The organism is Nitrospirillum bahiense, assembly GCF_007828025.1.
GTDB lineage: Bacteria > Pseudomonadota > Alphaproteobacteria > Azospirillales > Azospirillaceae > Nitrospirillum > Nitrospirillum amazonense.
In genome coordinates this window covers 349,119-369,377 of sequence record NZ_VITO01000004.1, presented here as the reverse complement: position 1 = coordinate 369,377, position 20,259 = coordinate 349,119, and the positions used below count along the sequence as shown (strand labels likewise).

The following is a 20,259-nucleotide window of genomic DNA, read 5'->3' as shown; positions in this document are numbered from 1 at the left end:
CAAGGAAACGCGACTTTCCGCTTGGCGGAACGGTCGACCCGGGTTCATGCTTCCTCCCACGTCCTTTTATAGCCGAAGATCAAGAATAGGGAGGACACCATGGATGCCACCCGTCCAGACCTCGGACCGATATATGACACCGGTTTCCATGCTCTTGTGAAGAGGACTTTTGCGGCGGGTGTCGTTTGGGCTGTCCTGGTGACCGTGCTTCAGGGTGCCGCCCTGGCCGATGATCTGCCCACCCCCTTCCCCATCTGGCCCGCCGGCGTGGGCCCGGGATCGGAGGGGGTGACGGTACAGGAGACGGTGGTGGAGCGTAGCGCCGATCCCGCCACCCTGCACGACCGCTACACCACGGGCATCACCCGGCCGCACCTGTCGCTCTACCGCCCGGCCCACCCCAACGGCACCGCCCTGCTGGTGATGCCGGGCGGCGGCTACCTCCGGGTGGTGGTGGACAAGGAGGGCGATGAGATCGGCCGGCGCCTGAGCGCCGCTGGGATCACCGTCTTCGTCCTGACCTACCGCCTGCCCGGTGACGGCCATGTCCATGCCGCCGACGTGCCCCTGCAGGACGCGCAGCGCGCCCTGCGCCTGATCCGCGCCCGGGCAGCGGAATGGGGGGTGGACCCGCGCAAGGTAGGCGCCATGGGCCTGTCGGCGGGTGGCCATGTGGCGGCCGGCCTGGGCACGCGGTTCGACGCGCCCGTCTACGCCCCTCAGGACGCGGTGGACCGGCAGAGCGCCCGGCCCGACTTCCTGGCCCTGGTCTACCCGGTGGCCAGCATGGATCCGGCCATCGCGCACAAGGGATCGCGCGCCCGACTGCTGGGCGACGATCCCACCCCGGCGCAGGACGCCGCCTACTCCACTGAGCGCGCGGTCACCGCCCAGACCCCGCCCACCTTCCTGCTGCACGCCGACGACGACCCGGCGGTGCCGGTGGAGAACAGCCTGCGCTTCTATGCCGCCCTGCATGCCGCCAAGGTCCCGGCCGAACTGCACATTTTCCAGAAGGGCGGCCACGGTTTCGGCATCCGCGGCGTCACGGGGTTGCCGGCCGCGGCGTGGCCGGACCTTTACATCGCCTGGGTGCGTGGCCTAGGGATGATGCCGTGATGGTCCTTCCGCGCTGGAAGGCCACCTTTATTGTCACCGGTGTCAATTGGTCATTGATCCGGCCGGGCCCCGCTGGCACAGTGCGTGGCGCAAGCCCGCGTGACAGACGGGCCCGGGAGGACGCGTGGGACGGCCTTGGTCCCCCACGGCAGCGACCAGGATGGATGAACGAGAATGAGCGGGCCTGTGATGCGTGGTCATGTCGTGGTGTTCGGGGAATTGCTCCTGCGCCTGGCCGCCCCCGGTCATGAGCTGCTGCTGCAGAGCCCCAGCCTGACGGCCCTGTTCGGCGGGGCGGAGGCCAATGTCGGCGTGGGCTTGGCCCACCTGGGCCACACCGTCCGCGCCGTCAGCACCCTGCCCGACAACGCCATCGGCCGCGCCTGCGCCGGTGAGCTGCGCCGCCACGGCGTGGGCACCGACGGCATCCGCTACGCCGATGGCCGCATGGGGCTGTACTTCCTGTCCGCCGGCGCCGTGACCCGCCCGTCCGACGTCATCTACGACCGCGCCCGCTCCGCCTTCGCTGAGACGGACCCAGCCGCCTATGACTGGCAGGCGCTGCTGGCCGGGGCTGACTGGCTGCACATCTGCGGCATCACCCCCGCCGTCAGCCCCCAGGCTGAGACGGCGGCCCGCGCCGCCTTGCAGGCCGCCCATGCCCTGGGCCTCAAGATCTCCTTCGACTGCAACTATCGGCAGAAGCTGTGGACGGCGCGCGGCGGCAACGCCCCCGCCATCCTGCGCGGCTTCATCGAGCAGTGCGACCTGCTGTTCGCCAACGAGCGCGACGCCGCCCTGCTGCTGGACCTGGATGTGGACAAGCTGGAGGAGGCGGCGCGCTTCCCCGCCGCGGCCCGGGCCCTGTTCGACGCCTGCCCCCGCCTGCAGACCATCGCCACCACGGTGCGCAGCCACCACGGCGTGGACCAACAGGACTTCTACGGCAAGCTCGCCACCCGGCACAGCCTGCACCAGAGCCGCACCCACGCGCTGGCCGGCATCGTCGATCGCATCGGCAGTGGCGATGCCTATGCCGCGGGCCTGCTCCATGGCCTGATACGCGGATGGGAACCGGATCAGGCCCTGTCCTTCGCCGTGGCCGCCGCCGCGCTGAAACATTCCATTCCCGGCGACGCCCTGCCCCTGCCCGAGGCCGACATCCTGGCGGCCCAGGACGCCGCCGGGCTGGACGTCCGCCGCTGATACCCGCCTTCCGGAGCCCACGCCTGATGACCGCATCCCTGTCCAACACCACCCTGCCGACCTTGCCCGAGACCGTGGCCCGGCCCGGCTATGACCGGGCGGTGTGCGGCATCGGCATCGTCCATTTCGGCCCGGGCGCCTTCCACCGCGCCCACCAGGCCGTCTACACGGATGACGCCCTGGCACTAGAAGGGGGCGATTGGACCATCAGCGCCGTTTCACTGAAAAGCCCGGGCGTGCGTGACGCCCTGGTGCCGCAGGATGGGTTGTACACCCTGGTGACGCTGGACCGCGCCATCGGCCACCGGGTCATCGGATCGATCCGTGAGGTGCTGTGCGCGCCGGAGGCGCAAAGCCACGTCCTGGCCCGCCTGGCGGCCCCCGCCACCCGTATCGTCACCATCACCGTGACGGAAAAGGGCTATTGCCTGACGGCGGCGGGGGAGCTGGATACCACGCACCCCGACATCGTGCATGACCTGGCCCACCCGGAAACGCCGGTCAGCGTCATTGGCTATATCGTCGCCGGCCTGCGCCGCCGCCGCGCCGCCGGCCTGCCGCCCTACACCGTCATCAGCTGCGACAACATGACGGACAATGGGCGCCGCCTGGGCCATGCCACGACGCAATACGCAGCCGCCCTGGACGCCGAGCTGGGCGCCTGGGTGCGGGAGTATGTCGCCTTCCCCAGCACCATGGTGGACAGCATCACCCCGGCCACCGACGACGCCCTGCGCCAGCGGGTGCTGGACGTGACCGGCGTGGCCGACGCCTGGCCCATACAGCGCGAGGCCTTCACCCAGTGGGTGATCGAGGATCGCTTCTGCAACGGCCGCCCGGCCTGGGACAAGGCGGGTGTGATCCTGACCAGCGATGTCGGCGCCTTCGGCCGGGCCAAGTTGCGCCTGCTGAACGGCCCACACTCCGCCCTGGCCTACCTCGGCGGCTTGGCGGGCCTGGAAACCGTGGCCGACGCCATGACCACGCCGGAACTGGCGGGCTTCCTGGAGCGGCTGATGCTGCAGGACGTGCTACCCACGGTGACGCCGCCGGCCGGTTACGACCTGACCGTGTACGCCGGGCAAATCCTAGAGCGCTTCCGCAACCCCGCCATCCGCCACCTGCTGGCCCAGATCGCCTGGGACGGGTCGCAGAAGCTGCCCTACCGCCTGTTCGGCGTGATCGAGGAACGGCTGGCCCAGGGCCTGTCGATATCCCGCCCCGCCCTGGTGGTCGCCGGCTGGATGCACTTCGTCCGCCGCCGCGCGGCCGAGGGCGCCGGCCTGACCGACCCGCTGGCCCCCACCCTGCTGGACATCGGCGGCCGCTGCGACGGCACGCGCGCCGACGTGGACCACTTCCTGGCGCTGGAGGTGATGTTCGCGCCGGCGCTGGCCACCGACACCCGTTTCCGCGCCGCGCTGACCGACGCCTATGCCCGCCTGGGCGATGGTGGGCGTGACGCGGTGCTGGCCGCCGTCGCGGCCCTGTAAGCCTGCAATGACAAGCTGAGGCCGGGTGAGTTCCACCCGGCCTCAGAGTTGGCTTGTAAATGACACCGGTTTCCTTTAGACACGATGGACAAGAAATGACGGGATCCCAGGGAGGGTCGACCATGGCTCGGCGTGCCGTGCCTGCCGCTGCGGCAGCCATCGTCCGGAACAGGATTTGGCAGGGTAAGAATTGCCTGCGAGGGGTGCGGCCATGACCGCCGCCTATTCCCCCGCCGAAGCCGCCGCCGCTTTCGTCGCGGCCCGCCGGGCGGCGCGTTTCCTGGCCGGCTATCCGGGGCCCGCGCCCATAGACCTGGCCCAGGGCTATGCCGCGCAGGAGGTGGCCATCGGCCTATGGCCCGACCGCATCGCCGGCTGGAAGATCGGCCGCATTCCCCCCGATTGGGAGGAGACGCTGGGCGAGCCACGCCTGGCCGGCCCCATCTTCGCCCGCAACGTCTGGCCGGCCGAGGACGGCGCCGTGACACCCTTCCCCACCTTCGTTGGCGGCTTCGCTGCCGTGGAGGCCGAATACGTTTTCCGCCTTGGTGCCGACGCGCCTGCTGGGAAGACCGTGTGGACGGAGGATGAGGCGGCGGATCTGGTGGCGGCCTTGCACATCGGCATTGAGCCGGCGGGCAGCCCGCTCGCCACCATCAACGATCTGGGGCCGCCCGTGGTGGTATCGGACTTCGGCAACAATGCCGGCCTGATCCTGGGCCCGGAGATCGCTGATTGGCGCGCACGCGGCTGGGACAGCATGCGCTGCGAGACTGTCATCGACGATGTCCGCGTGGGCGTGGGTGGCGCGCCGTCCATCCCCGGCGGCCCCTTGTCGGCCTTGCGCTTCCTCGCCAGCCATCTGGCGGCGCGCGGGCGCCCGCTGAAAAGCGGCGACCTGGTGTCCACCGGCGCCACCACCGGCATCCACGATATCGTGGCCGGCCAAACGGCCAAGGTGGACTTCGGCCCCGATGGTGTCCTGCACTGCAGGGCAATACCGGCGACGCCCCTCGATGGCCCCCCCTGACGGCGCAACGACACCGCCAGGGTTACAAGAAATAAGCGAACGGGAGGATGGATTGATCAAGCGCCGACAACTGCTGGAGGGCATGGCCGCCGGTGCTACCGTCGCGCTCGCCGGCGGCAAGGCCCGGGCCGGCGCCCCGCCGCCCGGCACCTTCACCGCGTCCGACGTGCACGTGCAGGACTACCCCACCGTCCAGGCCATCCAGTGGATCGGGGAGCAACTGTCCAAGGAGACGGGCGGGCGCCTGTCCATGCGCGTCTACCACTCCGGCCAGATCGGGCGCGAGAACGACACCATAGACCTGACCCGCTACGGCGCGCTGGACTTCACCCGCGTGAACTTCGCGGCGCTGACCAACATCTTCCCCGTCTCCGGCGTGCTGACGCTGCCCTACGTGTTCGACGACGTGGGACACATGCGCCGGGCGCTGGACGGCGCGGTGGGCAAGGATTTGCTGGCGGCCCTGAGCCAGCGCGGCCTGGTGGCCGCCTGCTTCTATGACAGCGGCGCGCGATGCATCTACAACGGCCGCCGGCCGGTGCATGAACCGGGCGACCTGCGCGGCATGAAGATCCGGGTGCCCCTGTCCGACATCTTCATGTCCATGGCCCAGGCCATGGGAGCCAACCCCACGCCGCTGTCCTTCGGCGAGGTGTTCACCGCCCTGCAGACCCACCTGATCGACGGGGCGGAGAACAACTGGCCCAGCCTGGACTCAACCCGCCAGTTCGAGGTGGCGCGCCACTGGGCGGAAACCCATCATTCCATGTCGCCCGAACTGCTGTTCATCTCCGAACGCAGCCTGCGCGCCCTGACCCCCGCCGACCGCGACCTGGTGCTAGATCTGGCCACCCGTTCCGTCACCATGATGCGCACGCTGTGGGACAAGGACGAGGCCGCCGCTAGGGCCCACTGCATCGCCAATGGCGTCCAGGTGACGGAGGTGGACAAGGATGCTTTCCGTCGCGCCACGGAACCGGTGCTCAAGACCTACCTGGCCGACCCCGACCGCAACCGGTTCTATCGCCGCATCCGGCAGGAGGCCTGAACCATGCACGCGACCCAAGCCGTACCTGCCCCAACGGGCCTCGCCGGCACCCTTCTCACTGGCCTGTCCCATGCCGCCACCGTACTGGCCGCCATCGGCATGGTGGGGATGAGCCTGGCCGAAGGCTGGCAGGTCTTCGCCCGCTATGTCCTGAACGACAGCCCCGGCTGGACCGAACCCCTGACCCTGCTGTTCATGACCACCACCGCCTTGATGGGGGCGGCCGTGGCCGTGCGGCGGGAGATGCACTTCCGCTTCATCGCGCTGGCCCAGGTGGCGCCGCCCCGGGTGCAGGCGGCGCTCAACGCCTTCGCCCGCCTGGTGGTGCTGGCCATTGGCGTCGCCTTGGCCATCTGGGGCTGGGAGCTGATGGCCGACAACTGGTCCATCGCCATGCCCGGCACGGAATTGCCGGAGGGACTGAACTACCTGCCCTTGTCGCTGGGCGGGGCGCTGATCGCCCTGTTCGCGGCGGAGCGGCTGGTGGTGCCGCTGCCCACCCCCGATCATTTGGTTGTGGAGGATTGAGCGCCATGGATATCGCCGTCCTCTTCGGCGCCTTCGCCGTCCTGTTGCTGCTGGGTGTGCCGGTCGGTTTCTCGCTCGCCGCCGCGTCCGTCGCCGCCATCGCCACCCTGGGCCTGCCGCCGATGGTGCTGGTGCAGCAGATGACCTCGGGCATCAGTTCAACCGCCATGATCGCCATCCCGCTGTTCATCTTCGCGGGTGAGCTGATGATGCGCGGCGGTATTTCCGAACGGCTGATCGGCCTCGCCGCCGCCCTGGTGGGGCATCTGCGGGGCGGCCTGGGCCAGGTGAACGTCTTGGCTTCCGCCTTCTTCGGCGGCGTCTCCGGCTCCGCCATCGCCGACGCCTCGGCTATCGGCGGCACCATGATCCCGCAGATGGTGGCGCGCGGTTTCGACCGCGACTACGCCGTCAACGTCACCATCACCTCCGCCCTGGTGGCGCTGATGGTGCCGCCCTCGCACAACATGATCCTCTATTCCGCGGCGGGCGGCGGCGGCATCTCCATCGCCGACCTGTTCGCCGCCGGTATCCTGCCCGCCGTGGTGATGGCGATCGCCCTGATGGTCACGGCCTACCTGATCGCGGCCAAGCGCGGGTATGCGGTCGAGCCCTTCCCCGGCATGACGGCGGTGGTGCGGCGCCTGATCTCCGCCAGCCCCGGCCTGTTGCTGGTGGTGCTGGTGTTCGGCGGCGTGCGCGCCGGCATCTTCACGGCAGTGGAGAGTGCCGCCATCGCCGTGGTCTACGCCGTCATCGTCACGGTCGCGGTCTACCGCCGCCTGGGCTGGGCCGACTTCAAGGAGTGCTGCGCCGGGTCCGCCCACACCACCGGCATCATCCTATTCATGATCGGGGCGGCCAGCGCCTTCGGCTGGCTGATGTCCTACCTGCAGGTGCCGGCGGCGGCGGTGGACGCACTGAAGGCCATGGCCGGCACCAAGGTGATGGTGCTGCTGATCATGAACGTGATCCTGCTGGCGCTCAGCACCTTCATGGACATGGGCCCCAAGATCATCATCTGCACCCCCATCTTCCTGCCGGTGGCCAAGGCCTTCGGCATCGACCCGGTGCAGTTCGGCGTCATCATGATGCTGAACGGTGGCATCGGCCTGATCACCCCGCCCATCGGTTCCGTCCTGTTCGTGGGCAGCGCCATCGGCAAGGTGCCGGTGGGCCAGCTTATGCGGTCCATCTGGCCGTTTTACTTGGCGGCGGGCGTGGTGCTGATGCTCGTCTCCTACATACCCTTCCTGTCGCTCTGGCTGCCCAATGCTATGAAATAACGTCACTAACGTTATGAAATAACAGAACAATTGAGAGGCACTGCGACAAAACGCCCGACTTGCCCAAACCTTCGTATGGGCGCATACCGCCCGCCGAAACCGTATAACGACCGCGCTTCCCATCGCAAATCCGTAACGGAACTTTGCCAAAGGAACGCGGTTGTTGAATTCATGCTCCGGCGGGCGAGTTATTTAAATGAAAACGCTTCTCACAATCACGCCTATCCTTGCCTTGACCTGCGGCGCGGCACTGGCCGCCGAGGCGGACATACCAGAGGCGGAAAGCTGGAGCCTGCACGGACAGTTCACTTTGGTGGAGCAGTACCACCCCAGCTTCAGCTCCCCCTACCGGGGTGCCAACAGCCTGGATCCGGGCGCACGCGGCAACGAGACGACGGACGCCACGCTCTATGCCGGCGTGCGCCTGTGGCCGGGCATGGAGTTCTACGCCAACCCGGAAATCGACCAGGGCTTCGGCCTCAGCAACACGCTGGGCGTGGCGGGCTTCCCCAGTGCCGAGGCCTACAAGGTGGGCGAGAGCGAGCCCTACATCCGCCTGGACCGTGCCTTTTTCCGCCAGACCTTCAATCTGGGTGGGGAGGCGCAGCCGCTGGAGGCCGCCGCCAACCAGCTGGGCGGCAGCCGCACGGCCGACAATATCGTCATCACCGCCGGCAAATTCTCCGTCACCGATATCTTCGACGCCAACACCTATGCCCACGACCCGCGTAAGGACTTCCTGAACTGGACGGTGGTGGACAGCGGTGCCTTCGACTATGCCGCCGACGCCTGGGGCTACAGCTATGGCGCGGCGGCGGAGTGGACGCAGAGCTGGTGGACCCTGCGCGCCGGGGTCTTCGACCTGTCGCGCAAGCCCAACGACAAGGCCCTGGTGCGCGGTTTCGGCCAGTATGAACTGGTGGTGGAGGCGGAGGAGCGGCATCAGCTGATGGGCCGCGACGGCAAGGTGAAGCTGCTGGTCTTTCAGAACCACGCCAACATGGGCAGCTACGGCGATGCCGTGCGGGCGGCCGCGCTGACCGGCGGGGTGCCCGACACGGGTGACGTCCGCCGCTACGCCACCCGCGCCGGTTTCGCCCTGAATGCGGAACAGCAGATGGGCGACGACTGGGGCCTGTTCCTGCGTGCCAGCGCCAATGACGGCAGCAAGGAGGCCTATGAGTTCACCGACGTGAACAAGTCGCTGTCCGTCGGCGCCTCGGTCACGGGCGCCTCCTGGGGCCGCGACAAGGACACCGCCGGCCTGGCGGGTGTCGTGAACATGCTGAACGCCGACGCCCGCGACTACCTGGCGGCCGGCGGCCTGGGCATCCTGGTGGGCGATGGCCGCCTCAGCTACAGCAGCGAGCGCATCATGGAGGCGTACTACAGCGCCGCCCTGTGGACCGGCATCAACCTGACGCTGGACTACCAGTTCATGACCAACCCCGCCTACAACCGCGACCGGGGTCCGGCGAATGTGCTGGGCCTCCGGTTCCATGCGGAGATTTGAGGGTTAAGACCACCCGCCGGCCTCAGCGCTTGGTCAGCACCATGTTCCAACCGGGGCTGGCCTCTGGGAAGGAAACCTGGGTTCCCGGCGGCGCCTCTTCGAAGGCCTCCACCGCCTGGTGATAAGCCTCGAACGTGCCGCTGCGCGTCGGGTAGAGCCAATCCGCCCACACCCCGACCATGAAGACGCACAGCAGGGCGCAAGCGGGAATGCGGAACTTGGCCGGCGCCTTGGACGCCAGGATCAGGCAGGCGATGAAGAAGATCAGGATGGGAATGACGAAATAGCGGCCACCGTATCCCAGCATGCCCAGCAGGGCCCATTGGTCGCCCACCGGCGAGCCGGCTGGGCTTACCAGGGCGCAGGCCAGCAGGATAAGCCCGGCAAGGCAGAATTTCCGGAAGCTCGACGGCCCCTTCACCAGCGCGAAGGCAATGATGGACAGGCCCGCCAGGGCGATACCCCATGCCGTCGCGGGCCCCTGCCATAGCGCGCCCTGCTTCAGGACGCCGACGTTGGCGGTGCCCAACACGCCGCTGAGGAACACCTGATCCGTCAGCATCTGCGCCAGCCGCGTGGCGCTGGCGCCCAGCACCAGGCTCTGGCGCTCCCCCGCACCGAGGGTGAGCAGGCAAAGGACCTGGATCAAGGCGGCGGATCCGACGATCGCCGCCTGAATGAAGGCATGGCGCCGTTGATCGGGGGCAGCCCCCAGCCATTGCCACAGGGCGGCAGGGGCCAGGAACAGGCAGAATGGCCCCGTAAGCCCGCTGACCAGCAACACGCCATATTGAAGCCCCAGCCAGCCCCGCCCCTGCGGCGCCGGCAGCACCAGCATCAGGAAGGACAGGAGCATCAAGTGCCATTGGGCATTGGTCAGGTTCAAATGGATTTCGTAGGAATTGGGAACGCCCAGATAAAAGAGCGCGAGCGCCCCGCGCGCCCAGAGGGAGGGAACAAGCGGCGCCCCCCGCAGAAGCAACAGAACAGCGGGCGCCACCTGGGCGATGAAGCCGCCGGCCATCATCCAACCCGGCAGCCATCCCAGCGGCAGGGCCTGGGCGGCCAGGGCCATGGCATAAGGGAACAGGTTGATGTACCCGGCGCTGGGCATGACCAGCACCCTCAGGCCCTTGGTATAGGCGTTCTGGAACCAGATGACGCCATCCTCCGCCCACAGGGTCGGATGCATCACCCAATCCGCGTCACGACTGACCAGCAACGCGGACAGGACAACGATGGCCAGGATCTTGACGACGATGGAACCGGCCAGATGCCGCCCGACGGTCGGTCGGCTGATCAGCGGAAGAGGCGTGTCGGTCACGGTCGAGGCTCATTTAACGGTATCGCTGTCGCGACCTGCAATCGACCATATCTACCGCATCAGCCGGTGCCATAGAACTTTTTCGGCCAGAATTTCCGATGGGCGCCCTCGCCGGCGGCCCCGGTCTCCTGCGTGCGGAGATCAGCGGGCCAGCCACCCCCCATCGACCGCCAGGACGGTGCCGTGCACATAGTCAGCGGCAGCGGAGGACAGGAACACCGCCGCCCCGCCCAAATCCTCCGGACGCCCCCAGCGGCCGGCGGGGATGCGGGCCAGAATATCGCGGTTGCGCGTCTCGTCGTTGCGCAGCGCCTCGGTATTGTTGGTGGCGAAGTAACCGGGGGCGATGGCGTTGACGTTGATGCCCTTGGCCGCCCACTCGTTGGCCAACAGCTTGGTCAAGCCCGCGATGCCGCTCTTGCTGGCGGTGTAGGACGCCACGCGGATGCCGCCCTGGAAGGACAGCATCGACGCGATGTTGATGACCTTGCCGCCCCCATGGCCCCCGCCTCCCTGCGCCACCATGCGGCGCGCCACGGCCTGGGCCAGGAAGAAGGGCGTCTTCAGGTTCACGTTCATCACCAGGTCCCAATCGTCCTCGGAGAATTCCAGGGCGTCGGCCCGGCGGATGGTGCCGGCGTTGTTGATCAGGATGTCGATGTGGCCGAAGGCGGCGACGGCCTGGTCCACCACCTGCTGCACCACGCCGACACTGTCGAGATCGGCATGGACGAAGTGGAAGCGGGCGCCCACCTCCTTGATCGCCGCCTCGGTCTCCGTGGGCGTGCTGCGGCCGGCGGCCACGATGTCGGCGCCGGCCCGGGCCAGCGCCACGGCCAGGCCCTGCCCCAGGCCGGTGTTGGCGCCGGTGACCAGGGCCACGCGGCCGGTCAGGTCGAACGGGTTGTAAGCCATGGGATCGCCCTCCCTCAGCGCAGCTGGCAGATGTCCAGGACCTTCATGTCGGTGTAGTCGAGGTTCTCCCCGCCCATGGCCCAGATGAAGGAATAGTTGGCGGTGCCGGAGCCCATGTGGATGGACCAGGGCGGCGACACCACGGCCTCCTCGTTGGCGACCACGATGTGACGGGCCAACTCCGGCTCACCCATGAAATGAAAGACGCGCTGGTCATCCTTGATATCGAAATAGAAATAGACCTCGGATCGGCGGTCGTGCAGATGGGGCGGCATGGTGTTCCACACGCTGCCCGGCTTCAGCATGGTCAGGCCCAGCAACAGCTGCGCCGACTGGCAGGTCTGGGGCACGATGTACTGGTAGATTGTGCGCTCATTGCTGGTCTCCAGCGCCCCGCGCTCCAGCGGCACGGCCTGGTCGATGGAGATCTTCACCGTCTTGAAACGGGCGTGGGCGGGCGTGCTGGCCAGGTAGAACTTGGCCGGATGGGCGGCATCGGCCGAGGCGAACACCACCGTCTCCGTCCCCATGGGCACATACAGGCCGTCGCGCGGCGCCAGCTCGTAGGCCGTGCCATCCACCGTCACCGTGCCGGCGCCACCGACATTGACGATGCCCAGCTCCCGCCGCTCCAGGAAGGGCTTGCCGGCGGCCGAGGCCGGTTCCGTCTGCAGGGGCAAGTTTATGGGGGCGTCCACCGGGGCGGCACCGCCGATGATGAAGCGTTCGTTGTGGGAGTAGTTAAGGCTGACCTCACCGGCCACGAACAGGTCGGTGATGAGATAGCGGTCGCGCAGCTGCTGGTTGCGGGCGCCATCCATCATATCGGGATGGGTCGCCTGATAAACCTTCTTGAACATGGCCATTCTCCCCGTTTGTTTGTGGTTCTCCCCGGAAGGGGAAGGAGGCGGTGCCGGGCCTCAACACCCGGCGCCGCCCCGGCATCAGTCCAGCTTGTAGGCGCGCTTGGGCAGGTGGTAGGCCAGGTCCACCGCCACCTCCGCCGCGTCGTCCTCATCGATGCGGTGTTCCGCCACCAGGCGCGCCAGGAAGGCGCAATCCACCCGACGGGCCACGTCGTGCCGGGCGGGGATGGACAGGAAGGCGCGGGTGTCGTCGTTGAAGCCCACGGTGTTGTAGAATCCCGCCGTTTCCGTCGTCTGCTCGCGGAAGCGCATCATCCCTTCCGGGCTGTCGTGGAACCACCAGGCGGGGCCCAGCTTCAGCACCGGGTAATGGCCGGCCAGCGGCGCCAGCTCACGCGCATAGACCGTCTCATCCAGGGTGAACAGGATGACGGACAGGCGCGGATCGTTGCCGTAGCGGTCCAGCAGCGGCTTCAGCGCATGGACATATTCGGTGCGCAGCGGGATGTCGGCGCCCTTGTCGCGGCCATAGCGCTGAAAGATCTGGTGGTTGTGATTGCGGAAGGAACCGGGGTGGATCTGCATGACCAGCCCGTCCTCCAGGCTCATGCCCGCCATCTCGGTCAGCATCTGCGCCCGGAACAGCTCGGCATCCGCCGCCGTGAAGGTACCCTTGACCACGCGGGCGAACAGGGCCTCGGCCTCGGCCGGCGACAGGTCGGCGGTGGCGGCGGTGACGTGGCCATGGTCGCTGCTGGTGGCGCCCACGGCCTTGAAGTCGATGCGGCGCTTGGCGTGAGCGTTCAAATAACCCCGCCAGCTGTACACGTCCTCGCCCGTGATGGCGGCGAATTGCTCCATGGCCGGGCGGAAGTTCTCATGCTCCGGATCGATGACCGCGTCCGGGCGATAGGCGGTGATGACCTTGCCCTTCCAGCCGCTGTCGCGGATGGCCTCATGATGGGCCAGCGTGTCCACCGGGCTTTCCGTGGTGGCGATGACCTCGATATTGAAGCGCTCGAACAGGGCGCGGGGGCGGAATTCCTCCGTCGCCAGCTTGGCGGTGATGGTGTCGAAGTACAGGTCGGCTGTTTCGGCGCTGAGCTTCACATCCAACCCGAAGACCTGGGTGAAGACATGGTTCAGCCAGGTGGAGGACGGCGTGCCGCGGAACAGGTGGAAATTCCTGGCCAGCAGGCGCCATGCCTCGCGCGGGTCCACATCGGGGGCCGGCTGGCCGGCGGCCGAAATGCCCAGCTGCTCCAAGGTCACGCCCTGGCTGTAGAGCATGCGGTAGAGGTAGTGGTCGGGCTGCAGCAGCAGGGCGGTGGCGTTGGGAAACGCCTCGTTGCCGGCGAACCACGACGGATCGGTGTGGCCATGCGGGCTGATGATGGGCAGCCCCTTCACCAGGGCGTACAGGCGTCGGGCGATGGCGCGAACCGCCGGATCGGCGGGAAACAGGCGATCGTCGTGCAGAGTCAGGTTCTGGGCCATCCGGGCCTTCCTTCACTATCCGCCAAGATGCGGCAAACGTTGTTGCAGGAACGGCGCCCGGATGTCCGGTGGGCCGCTCTCCTCCCACCCCATTTGGTAACGGTCTTGGTAACCGGTGTCAATTTCGCATCACTCATCCGGCGCCAAAACAGGCGCAAGGTTGGGATCAGCCCCGGGGCGGCACGGAGGACTCGCGCACCACCATGCGGCTGACAACGCCGGTGGCGGTGTGCCCTTCCTCCTCATCGCTGGAGATGCGGATGATCAGCTTTTCCGCCGCCAGCCGCCCCAGATCCTTGGCCGGCAGGCGCACGGTGGTCAGTGACGGCCACAGCCGGGTGGCGATGGGGCTGTCGTCGAAGCCTACGATGGTCAGGTCCCGGGGAATGCTGATGCCCAGGCGCTGCGCCGTCTTGTAGACACCGGCCGCCATCTCGTCGTTGCTGGCGAAAATGGCGGTGGGCCGTGGCTCCCGCGTCAGCAGGCGGGTGGCGCAGACCTCGCCCGACTCAAAGGTGTAGGCCCCCTCCTCCACCATCTCGGGACGCAGGGTGATGCCGTGGCTTTTCAGCGCGCCGACGAAGCTCTCCCGGCGTTCGTGGGCGGAGCGGTGACGCGACGGGCCGGCGATGAAACCGATATCGCGATGGCCCAGGGCGGCCAGATGCTCCGCCACCTCCGCCGCCCCTTGCCGGTCGTTGTAGACCACCATGTTGGCGGCCTCGTCCAGCGACACGGCGGACAGGCGGACATAGCGGCAGCCCAGGTCGCGCAGCACCTCGACCAGCTGCGGGTTTTCCGACGCGGGCGGCACGACGATGACGCCGTCCAGGTTCTGGCGCTGCACGAACTGCTTGGCGTCGTTCAGGAAATGCGGGCTTTTCTGGTCGCAGGGATGCACCACCAACTCGAACCCCGCCAGACGGCAGGCGGCCAGCACGCCTTCCTGGATGTTCACGATGAACTGGGCGTTGGGGTTGTCGTAGACCAGGCCCAGCAGGAAGGACCGCTGAAAAGCCAGCCCACGCGCCTGGGGGCTGGGCACGTAGCCGATCTGCTCGATGATGCCGTTGATGATGGTGCGCGTCTCTTCATTCACGAAGGGAGACTGGTTGATGACGCGCGACACCGTCTTCTTGGACACGTGCGCCAGACGGGCCACGTCGTTGATGGTGGGCGGCCGGTCCAGGGTCCAGGTCACGGCCTCCACGGCCACGGTCTGGATGGCGGCGGCGCGTCCCCGCCGGGGGCGCCCCTTACGCGGCGCGGCATCCTGGGTCATGCTCGTCTTCTTCTCGTTCTTCTTTTCCAGGGCTTCTTTTTGAAGTGCCCGCTCAGGCTTCCTAACATGCCGCGTCCCGCGCGCCGCCGCAAAAGGGATTTGTGGCCCCCGCCCGTCGCCGGCCTCCGCACCGCCGGCTTCCCGGGCGTCATTCCGCCGCACCCTTGGAATTGCACCCTTGCCCCATTAGGAAACCGGTGTCATTTATTGACGCCGAGAGCGGGGTCCAGCACGCTTGACGTGTCGCGGCCCGCCATCGCCATAACAAACATCTGGGAGGATAGACCGTTGATCAGACGTATTCTGGCCACCACCGCCATGGCCACGCTGCTGGCCGCCGGTGGCGTGGCTGTCAGCAACGCCGGCGCCGCCGAGAAGGCGGACCAGCTGGCCTTCCCCGGCGCCGTGGGCTGGGCGGCGCACACGCCCGGCGGGCGCGGCGGCAAGATCATCAAGGTGACCAACCTGAACAATGAGGGTCCCGGTTCCTTCCGCGAAGCGATCGAGACCAAGGGCCCGCGCATCATCGTGTTCGAGGTCGGCGGCGTCATCGACCTGAACCAGAAAACCCTCAAGCTGGATGAGCCCTTCGTCACCATCGCCGGGCAGACCGCCCCCTCCCCCGGCATCACCCTGATCCGCGGCGGCATGGACGTCAGCGCCCACGACGTGGTGATGCAGCACATCCGCATCCGCGTGGGCGACGCCGGTGCGCCCAAGAAAAGTGGCTGGGAAGAGGATGCCTTCAGCACGATGAAGGCCGCCTACAACGTCATCGTCGACCATTGCAGCCTGACCTGGGCCACGGACGAGAACCTGTCCGCCTCCGGCCCCCGCTTCAACGGCAACACACCGGAGGAATGGCGCGAGCACACTTCGCACCGCATCACCTATTCCAACAACATCATCGCCGAAGGGCTGGCCCGCGCCACCCACCTGAAGATCGAACACTCCAAGGGCTCGCTCATCCACGACAACATCACCGACATCCTGATCGTCGGCAACCTGTACGCCCACAATGTGGAGCGCAGCCCCCTGTTCAAGGGCGGTGTCCACGGCGTCATCGTCAACAACCTGATCTACGATCCCGGCCAGCGGGCGGTGCACTACAACCTGCAGGCCGAAGAGTGGGGCGACCACCCCTACCAGGTGGGCCAGATGGCGGCGGTGGGCAACGTGCTGCGGGCCGGCCCCTCCACCCCCACGCCGCTGGCGTTCCTGGAGATCGGCGGCTATGGCGACCTGGAGTACTACGGCAAGGACAACATCGCCGTGGACCGGGCGGGCGAGCCCCTGCCCCTGATGGGCCGCTACACCACCTCGCCCGCCAAGGTGATCGAGATGGACAAGCCGCCGCTGTGGCCGGAAGGCCTGACGCCCCTGCCGGCGGCAGAGGTGCAGAAATCCGTGCTGCACAACGCCGGCGCCCGCCCCTGGGACCGCGACTATGACGACGTGCGCCTGCTGGCCGACGTGGCCGAGGGCCGGGGTGAGATCATCAACAGCCAGGACGACATCCACGGCTATCCCAACGAGAAGCCCAGCACCCGGCCCTTCAACCCGGCCGACTGGAACCTGGATGACATGACCCCGCGCACCGCCACGGCGCTGGACGCCAAGTCCAAGGCCCGGGGTACCTGACGCAGGGGGCGTCCAAAACGACAAAGGGCGGCGCCCCTGGGAGACGCCGCCCTTTTTCTTTGACCGGAAACCGGCTTACTTCTTCGGCTGTTCCGCCGGCTTGTCGGCCGGCTTGGCCGCGTCGGCCGGCTTCGGGGCCGGCGGCGGCCCCAGGCTCTGCAGCGCGGGCGCGAGGCCGCCCAGCTGCACCGGCACGTCCATGGGCGTCTTGTCCGGCTTGGCATAACGCACCATCAGCACCTTGCCGGTGGTGAACTGCTTCAGCACATCCTGGTCCAGGTTCGCGGAGGCGATGCAACCGCCCTGCTGGCACAGGGTCAGCGGCAGGGGGATGGGCTTGGCGCCGTCCAGCGTCAGTTGCAGGCCCGGCTGCACCGGCGTGCCCAGCGGCACGGTGATGACCAGAACCGGCTTGCCGTCGGCCGACATGTAGCCGATCTGGACGTGCAGCACGATGGCGTTGCCCGGGTTGGCGATGGCGAACTGCTCGACATAGCAGACGTCGCCGCCATTGGCGTCCTTGGCGCAATTCTTGGCCCAGGGCGGTCCCGCCGCCTTCTGCGCCTCGGCCGTGGTGGACTTGGCGACGCTCGCCTTGTGATGCTGATACAGCATGATGCCGCCCACGGTCAGCAGCCCCAGCAGCAGCAGCAGGCCGATCACGATGAGGGGGGTGCGCGAACCGCCGGCGGATGTGGTGGCGGGCGCGGGGTCCTCTTTATTGGTCATGGATATGCTTTTTTCCGTTTAGGACGCGATACCGCCCGGGCCCGGGTGCCCCAGCCCCCGGGGCGACAACGATCAGACGCAGGGATTGTGGGGAGAAGCCGGTATCCGGTCAACCTCTCGCTCCACCCGGCGATGGGCTCGACCGCCCTATGTCGCGTCCCCCCGGCCCTACCCTGTTCATAAGGATGGGACCGGGCGCGCGGACCGTCACAAATGGTCAGCAGCCAGAGGCCGCCGCCGTCATCTTGAAGATGCCCTGGGCATTGCCGCTGTCGAATCGCAGGTCCAGCCGGCGGCCCGCTTCGGTGTCGATAAGGTCGCGCGAAATGAACTCATAAAACGACCCCGGTACCACGCGGCTGACCGTGGCGCCTCGGGCGTCGATGAACGGCCGTTCCACCATCGCCGCCCGCAGCGCCGTCTGGCGTACCGTGCCGTTGCGCGACACCTCCACCTTGGGCTTCATCTCATAGCCTCGGGCCTTCAGCTCCTCCGCCAGCGCCTCCACATCTGGCACCCGGTCGGTGGCGTGGTTGAAGCGGTTGCCTTCGGTGGCGATCCAGGCGAGTTCCGCCGATTCCGCCAGCAGCGTCTCATACTGCGCCAGGGTGGGCACCGGGTGGTGGCGGTCGAACAGGCGCACCAGCTCGCCCACCAGGCCCGTCGCCTCGTCCAGGCTCAGCGTGCCGCCGGCGGCCAGACGGTCCAGCAGGCCCTGGGCCTCGGCGGCCAACGGATCCACCTTCACCTGGAACACCTGCTGCGCCGCCGCCTGCACTTCGGGCGAGAAGCGGTCGGGAAAGATTTCACTGACGAAGAACTGGGCGATGTCGTCGGGATAATCGCGATGGGTGTAGGCGTAGCCCATCATGCGCAGCCGTTCCAACGGGTAGGTCCCGCCGACATGATAACCCAACGGCTCCAGCACGCGGGCGAAAGCGGCGTGCCCGGGCGGCAGCGCCCCCAGCCCGGGAGCGTTCACCGTGCGCAGGGCGCCATGGTCGAACACCATGCGCCCGCCCTGCTCCCGCACATAGCGGGCGCCCTCCGGCACCTCGCGCAGCAGGCCCCGGAACAGCAGCATGTTCAGGGCCTGGGCCACCGCGGCGCGCGGCACCGCGTCGCCATGGTCCGTCAGGAAATCGGGATGCAGGGCCAGCATCTCCATCAGCCGGCCGGCCTCCTCCGAACCGACCAGCCCCTGGGTGATCTTCTGGACGGTGGGCGTCTTCATGGGACGGTCCCTCCTCAACCGATGTCGAACTGCACGCCCTGGGCCAGCGGCAGTGATCTTGAGTAATTGATGGTGTTGGTGGCCCGCCGCATATAGGCCTTCCAGCTATCCGACCCGGCCTCGCGCCCGCCGCCCGTCTCCTTCTCGCCGCCGAAGGCGCCGCCGATCTCGGCCCCCGACGGGCCCAGGTTGACGTTGGCGATGCCGCAGTCGGACCCGGCCGGGCTCATGAAGGTTTCGGCCTCGCGCATGTCGGTGGTGAAGATGCTGGAGGCCAGCCCCTGCGGCACGCCGTTCTGCAGGGCAATGGCCTGGTCCAGATCACGGTAGCGCACGACATAAAGGATGGGGGCGAAGGTTTCTTCCAGCATGGGGCCGGCCTGGTCCGGCATGACCACCAGCGCCGGGCGCACGTAATAGGCGTCGCCCGAGCCCACATCCACCCGGTCGCCGCCGATGACGGTGCCGCCGGCGGCCTTGGCGGCGGCCAGCGCCTGGACCATGCCGTCGTACGAGGCCTTGTCGATCAGCGGGCCCACCAGGGTGCCGGCCTCGCGCGGGTCGCCCACCTTGACGCTGCGATAGGCGGCGGCCAGCCGGTCCAGCAGGCGGTCGGCCACGGCCTCGTGCACGATCAGGCGGCGCAGGGTGGTGCAGCGCTGGCCAGCCGTGCCCATGGCGGCGAAGGCGATGCCGCGCACCGCCAGTTCCAGGTCGGCCGACGGCGCCACGATGGCGGCGTTGTTGCCGCCCAGTTCCAGGATGGCGCGGGCGAAGCGCGCCGCCAGGCGGGGCGCCACGGCGCGGCCCATGCGGGTGGAGCCGGTGGCGGAGACCAGCGGCACCAGCGGATGGTCCACCAGCGCCTGGCCCACGTCGGCATGCCCCTGGGCCAGGATGGACAAGCCGTCCGGAGCGGAACCGAACTTGGCGGCGGCGCGGTCGAAGGCCGCCTGCACGGCGATGGCGGTCAGGGGCGTCTTTTCCGAGGGCTTCCAGATGACGCTGTTGCCGCAGACCAGGGCCAGGGCGGCGTTCCACGACCAGACCGCCACCGGGAAGTTGAAGGCGCTGATGACGCCGCAGACGCCCAGCGGGTGCCAGGTTTCCATCAGACGGTGGCCCGGCCGCTCCGTGGCGATGGTCAGGCCGTAGAGCTGGCGGGACAGGCCAACCGCGAAGTCGCAGATGTCGATCATCTCCTGCACTTCGCCCAGGCCTTCCGACAGGATCTTGCCGGCTTCCAGCGTCACCAGCAGGCCCAGGTCGGTGCGCACCGCGCGCAGCTCCTCGCCCAGCAGGCGGACCAGTTCACCCCGGCGGGGGGCCGGCACCACGCGCCAAGCCAGGTGCGCCGCATGCGCCTTGCGCACCAGCGCGTCGATATCGGCGGCCGACAGGGCCGTCACCCGCCCCGCTTCGCCGCCATCGATGGGGCTGCGGGCCACGATATCGCCACCCGCCAGCACGGCCCGGTCCACGCCCAGGCGGTCCAGCACCGCCAGGACATCATCTTTGGTCTGATTCATCTTCCGTTCCCTCAGGCGC

17 protein-coding genes are annotated in these 20,259 nt (G+C 68.1%); 9 read left to right on the top strand and 8 right to left on the bottom strand.

The features are described from left to right. The first annotated feature begins 198 nt into the window (after positions 1-198). The 8 genes from FBZ88_RS08495 to FBZ88_RS08460 all read left to right on the top strand — a co-directional run bounded on the left by FBZ88_RS08495 (position 199) and on the right by FBZ88_RS08460 (position 9,223). The gene (locus FBZ88_RS08495) at positions 199-1,119 is read left to right on the top strand and encodes an alpha/beta hydrolase (protein ID WP_211102569.1); all 921 of its coding nucleotides are present in this window, start codon (positions 199-201) and stop codon (positions 1,117-1,119) included. Positions 1,120-1,308: 189 nt separating this feature from the next. Then, on the top strand, positions 1,309-2,325 hold the full coding sequence (locus FBZ88_RS08490; RefSeq protein ID WP_145616399.1) for a sugar kinase: 1,017 nt from the start codon (positions 1,309-1,311) through the stop codon (positions 2,323-2,325). Between the two features lie 26 nt (positions 2,326-2,351). Beyond that, positions 2,352-3,818, top strand: a complete 1,467-nt coding sequence (locus FBZ88_RS08485) for a mannitol dehydrogenase family protein (protein ID WP_145616398.1) — start codon at positions 2,352-2,354, stop codon at positions 3,816-3,818. A gap of 211 nt (positions 3,819-4,029) precedes the next feature. Continuing rightward, positions 4,030-4,848: a 2-keto-4-pentenoate hydratase gene (locus tag FBZ88_RS08480; protein ID WP_145616397.1), complete on the top strand. Its 819-nt coding sequence runs from the start codon at positions 4,030-4,032 to the stop codon at positions 4,846-4,848. 52 nt (positions 4,849-4,900) lie between these two features. Then, the gene (locus FBZ88_RS08475) at positions 4,901-5,896 is read left to right on the top strand and encodes a TRAP transporter substrate-binding protein (RefSeq protein WP_145616396.1); all 996 of its coding nucleotides are present in this window, start codon (positions 4,901-4,903) and stop codon (positions 5,894-5,896) included. A gap of 3 nt (positions 5,897-5,899) precedes the next feature. Beyond that, positions 5,900-6,424 (top strand): TRAP transporter small permease, encoded by a 525-nt coding sequence (locus FBZ88_RS08470; RefSeq protein ID WP_246138564.1) that lies wholly within the window; start codon positions 5,900-5,902, stop codon positions 6,422-6,424. A gap of 5 nt (positions 6,425-6,429) precedes the next feature. Beyond that, entirely contained in the window at positions 6,430-7,710 is a 1,281-nt protein-coding gene (locus FBZ88_RS08465; RefSeq protein WP_145616394.1) for a TRAP transporter large permease, read from the top strand. 196 nt (positions 7,711-7,906) lie between these two features. Beyond that, a complete protein-coding gene (locus FBZ88_RS08460) occupies positions 7,907-9,223 on the top strand; it encodes a carbohydrate porin (RefSeq protein WP_145616393.1) in 1,317 nt (438 codons plus the stop codon). 22 nt (positions 9,224-9,245) lie between these two features. On the opposite strand, the gene FBZ88_RS08455 is transcribed toward FBZ88_RS08460, so the two are convergent. The 5 genes from FBZ88_RS08455 to FBZ88_RS08435 all read right to left on the bottom strand — a co-directional run bounded on the left by FBZ88_RS08455 (position 9,246) and on the right by FBZ88_RS08435 (position 15,107). Further along, on the bottom strand, positions 9,246-10,547 hold the full coding sequence (locus FBZ88_RS08455) for a hypothetical protein (RefSeq protein ID WP_145616391.1): 1,302 nt from the start codon (positions 10,545-10,547) through the stop codon (positions 9,246-9,248). Between the two features lie 141 nt (positions 10,548-10,688). Then, on the bottom strand, positions 10,689-11,462 hold the full coding sequence (gene kduD, locus FBZ88_RS08450) for a 2-dehydro-3-deoxy-D-gluconate 5-dehydrogenase KduD (RefSeq protein WP_145616390.1): 774 nt from the start codon (positions 11,460-11,462) through the stop codon (positions 10,689-10,691). Between the two features lie 14 nt (positions 11,463-11,476). Continuing rightward, the gene (gene kduI / locus FBZ88_RS08445) at positions 11,477-12,322 is read right to left on the bottom strand and encodes a 5-dehydro-4-deoxy-D-glucuronate isomerase (RefSeq protein WP_145616388.1); all 846 of its coding nucleotides are present in this window, start codon (positions 12,320-12,322) and stop codon (positions 11,477-11,479) included. Positions 12,323-12,406: 84 nt separating this feature from the next. After that, on the bottom strand, positions 12,407-13,825 hold the full coding sequence (uxaC, locus tag FBZ88_RS08440) for a glucuronate isomerase (protein ID WP_145616386.1): 1,419 nt from the start codon (positions 13,823-13,825) through the stop codon (positions 12,407-12,409). A gap of 166 nt (positions 13,826-13,991) precedes the next feature. Beyond that, positions 13,992-15,107, bottom strand: coding sequence for a LacI family DNA-binding transcriptional regulator (locus tag FBZ88_RS08435; protein WP_246134250.1), 1,116 nt, complete (start codon positions 15,105-15,107; stop codon positions 13,992-13,994). A gap of 288 nt (positions 15,108-15,395) precedes the next feature. Here FBZ88_RS08435 and FBZ88_RS08430 point away from each other — a divergent pair, with 288 nt between their 5' ends. Continuing rightward, entirely contained in the window at positions 15,396-16,748 is a 1,353-nt protein-coding gene (locus FBZ88_RS08430) for a pectate lyase family protein (RefSeq protein ID WP_145616384.1), read from the top strand. A gap of 75 nt (positions 16,749-16,823) precedes the next feature. Here FBZ88_RS08430 and FBZ88_RS08425 read toward each other — a convergent pair whose 3' ends face one another. The 3 genes from FBZ88_RS08425 to amaB form a co-directional block, all read right to left on the bottom strand. Further along, complete coding sequence (locus FBZ88_RS08425) at positions 16,824-17,477, bottom strand: invasion associated locus B family protein (protein ID WP_145616383.1); 654 nt, start codon at positions 17,475-17,477, stop codon at positions 16,824-16,826. A gap of 217 nt (positions 17,478-17,694) precedes the next feature. Next, positions 17,695-18,711 (bottom strand): 2-oxoadipate dioxygenase/decarboxylase family protein, encoded by a 1,017-nt coding sequence (locus FBZ88_RS08420; RefSeq protein ID WP_145616381.1) that lies wholly within the window; start codon positions 18,709-18,711, stop codon positions 17,695-17,697. Positions 18,712-18,725: 14 nt separating this feature from the next. Continuing rightward, positions 18,726-20,240, bottom strand: a complete 1,515-nt coding sequence (amaB, locus tag FBZ88_RS08415) for an L-piperidine-6-carboxylate dehydrogenase (RefSeq protein ID WP_145616379.1) — start codon at positions 20,238-20,240, stop codon at positions 18,726-18,728. Positions 20,241-20,259 lie beyond the last annotated feature (19 nt).

Bases quoted from the DNA above. Each gene is read 5' to 3' on its own strand.
- FBZ88_RS08490 (WP_145616399.1), top strand. From the start codon at position 1,309: ATGCGTGGTCATGTCGTGGTGTTCGGGGAATTGCTCCTGCGCCTGGCC.
- FBZ88_RS08485 (WP_145616398.1), top strand. From the start codon at position 2,352: ATGACCGCATCCCTGTCCAACACCACCCTGCCGACCTTGCCCGAGACC.
- FBZ88_RS08480 (WP_145616397.1), top strand. From the start codon at position 4,030: ATGACCGCCGCCTATTCCCCCGCCGAAGCCGCCGCCGCTTTCGTCGCG.
- FBZ88_RS08470 (WP_246138564.1), top strand. From the start codon at position 5,900: ATGCACGCGACCCAAGCCGTACCTGCCCCAACGGGCCTCGCCGGCACC.
- FBZ88_RS08465 (WP_145616394.1), top strand. From the start codon at position 6,430: ATGGATATCGCCGTCCTCTTCGGCGCCTTCGCCGTCCTGTTGCTGCTG.
- FBZ88_RS08460 (WP_145616393.1), top strand. From the start codon at position 7,907: ATGAAAACGCTTCTCACAATCACGCCTATCCTTGCCTTGACCTGCGGC.
- kduD (WP_145616390.1), bottom strand. From the start codon at position 11,462: ATGGCTTACAACCCGTTCGACCTGACCGGCCGCGTGGCCCTGGTCACC.
- kduI (WP_145616388.1), bottom strand. From the start codon at position 12,322: ATGTTCAAGAAGGTTTATCAGGCGACCCATCCCGATATGATGGATGGC.
- uxaC (WP_145616386.1), bottom strand. From the start codon at position 13,825: ATGGCCCAGAACCTGACTCTGCACGACGATCGCCTGTTTCCCGCCGAT.
- FBZ88_RS08435 (WP_246134250.1), bottom strand. From the start codon at position 15,107: ATGACCCAGGATGCCGCGCCGCGTAAGGGGCGCCCCCGGCGGGGACGC.
- FBZ88_RS08425 (WP_145616383.1), bottom strand. From the start codon at position 17,477: ATGACCAATAAAGAGGACCCCGCGCCCGCCACCACATCCGCCGGCGGT.
- FBZ88_RS08420 (WP_145616381.1), bottom strand. From the start codon at position 18,711: ATGAAGACGCCCACCGTCCAGAAGATCACCCAGGGGCTGGTCGGTTCG.
- amaB (WP_145616379.1), bottom strand. From the start codon at position 20,240: ATGAATCAGACCAAAGATGATGTCCTGGCGGTGCTGGACCGCCTGGGC.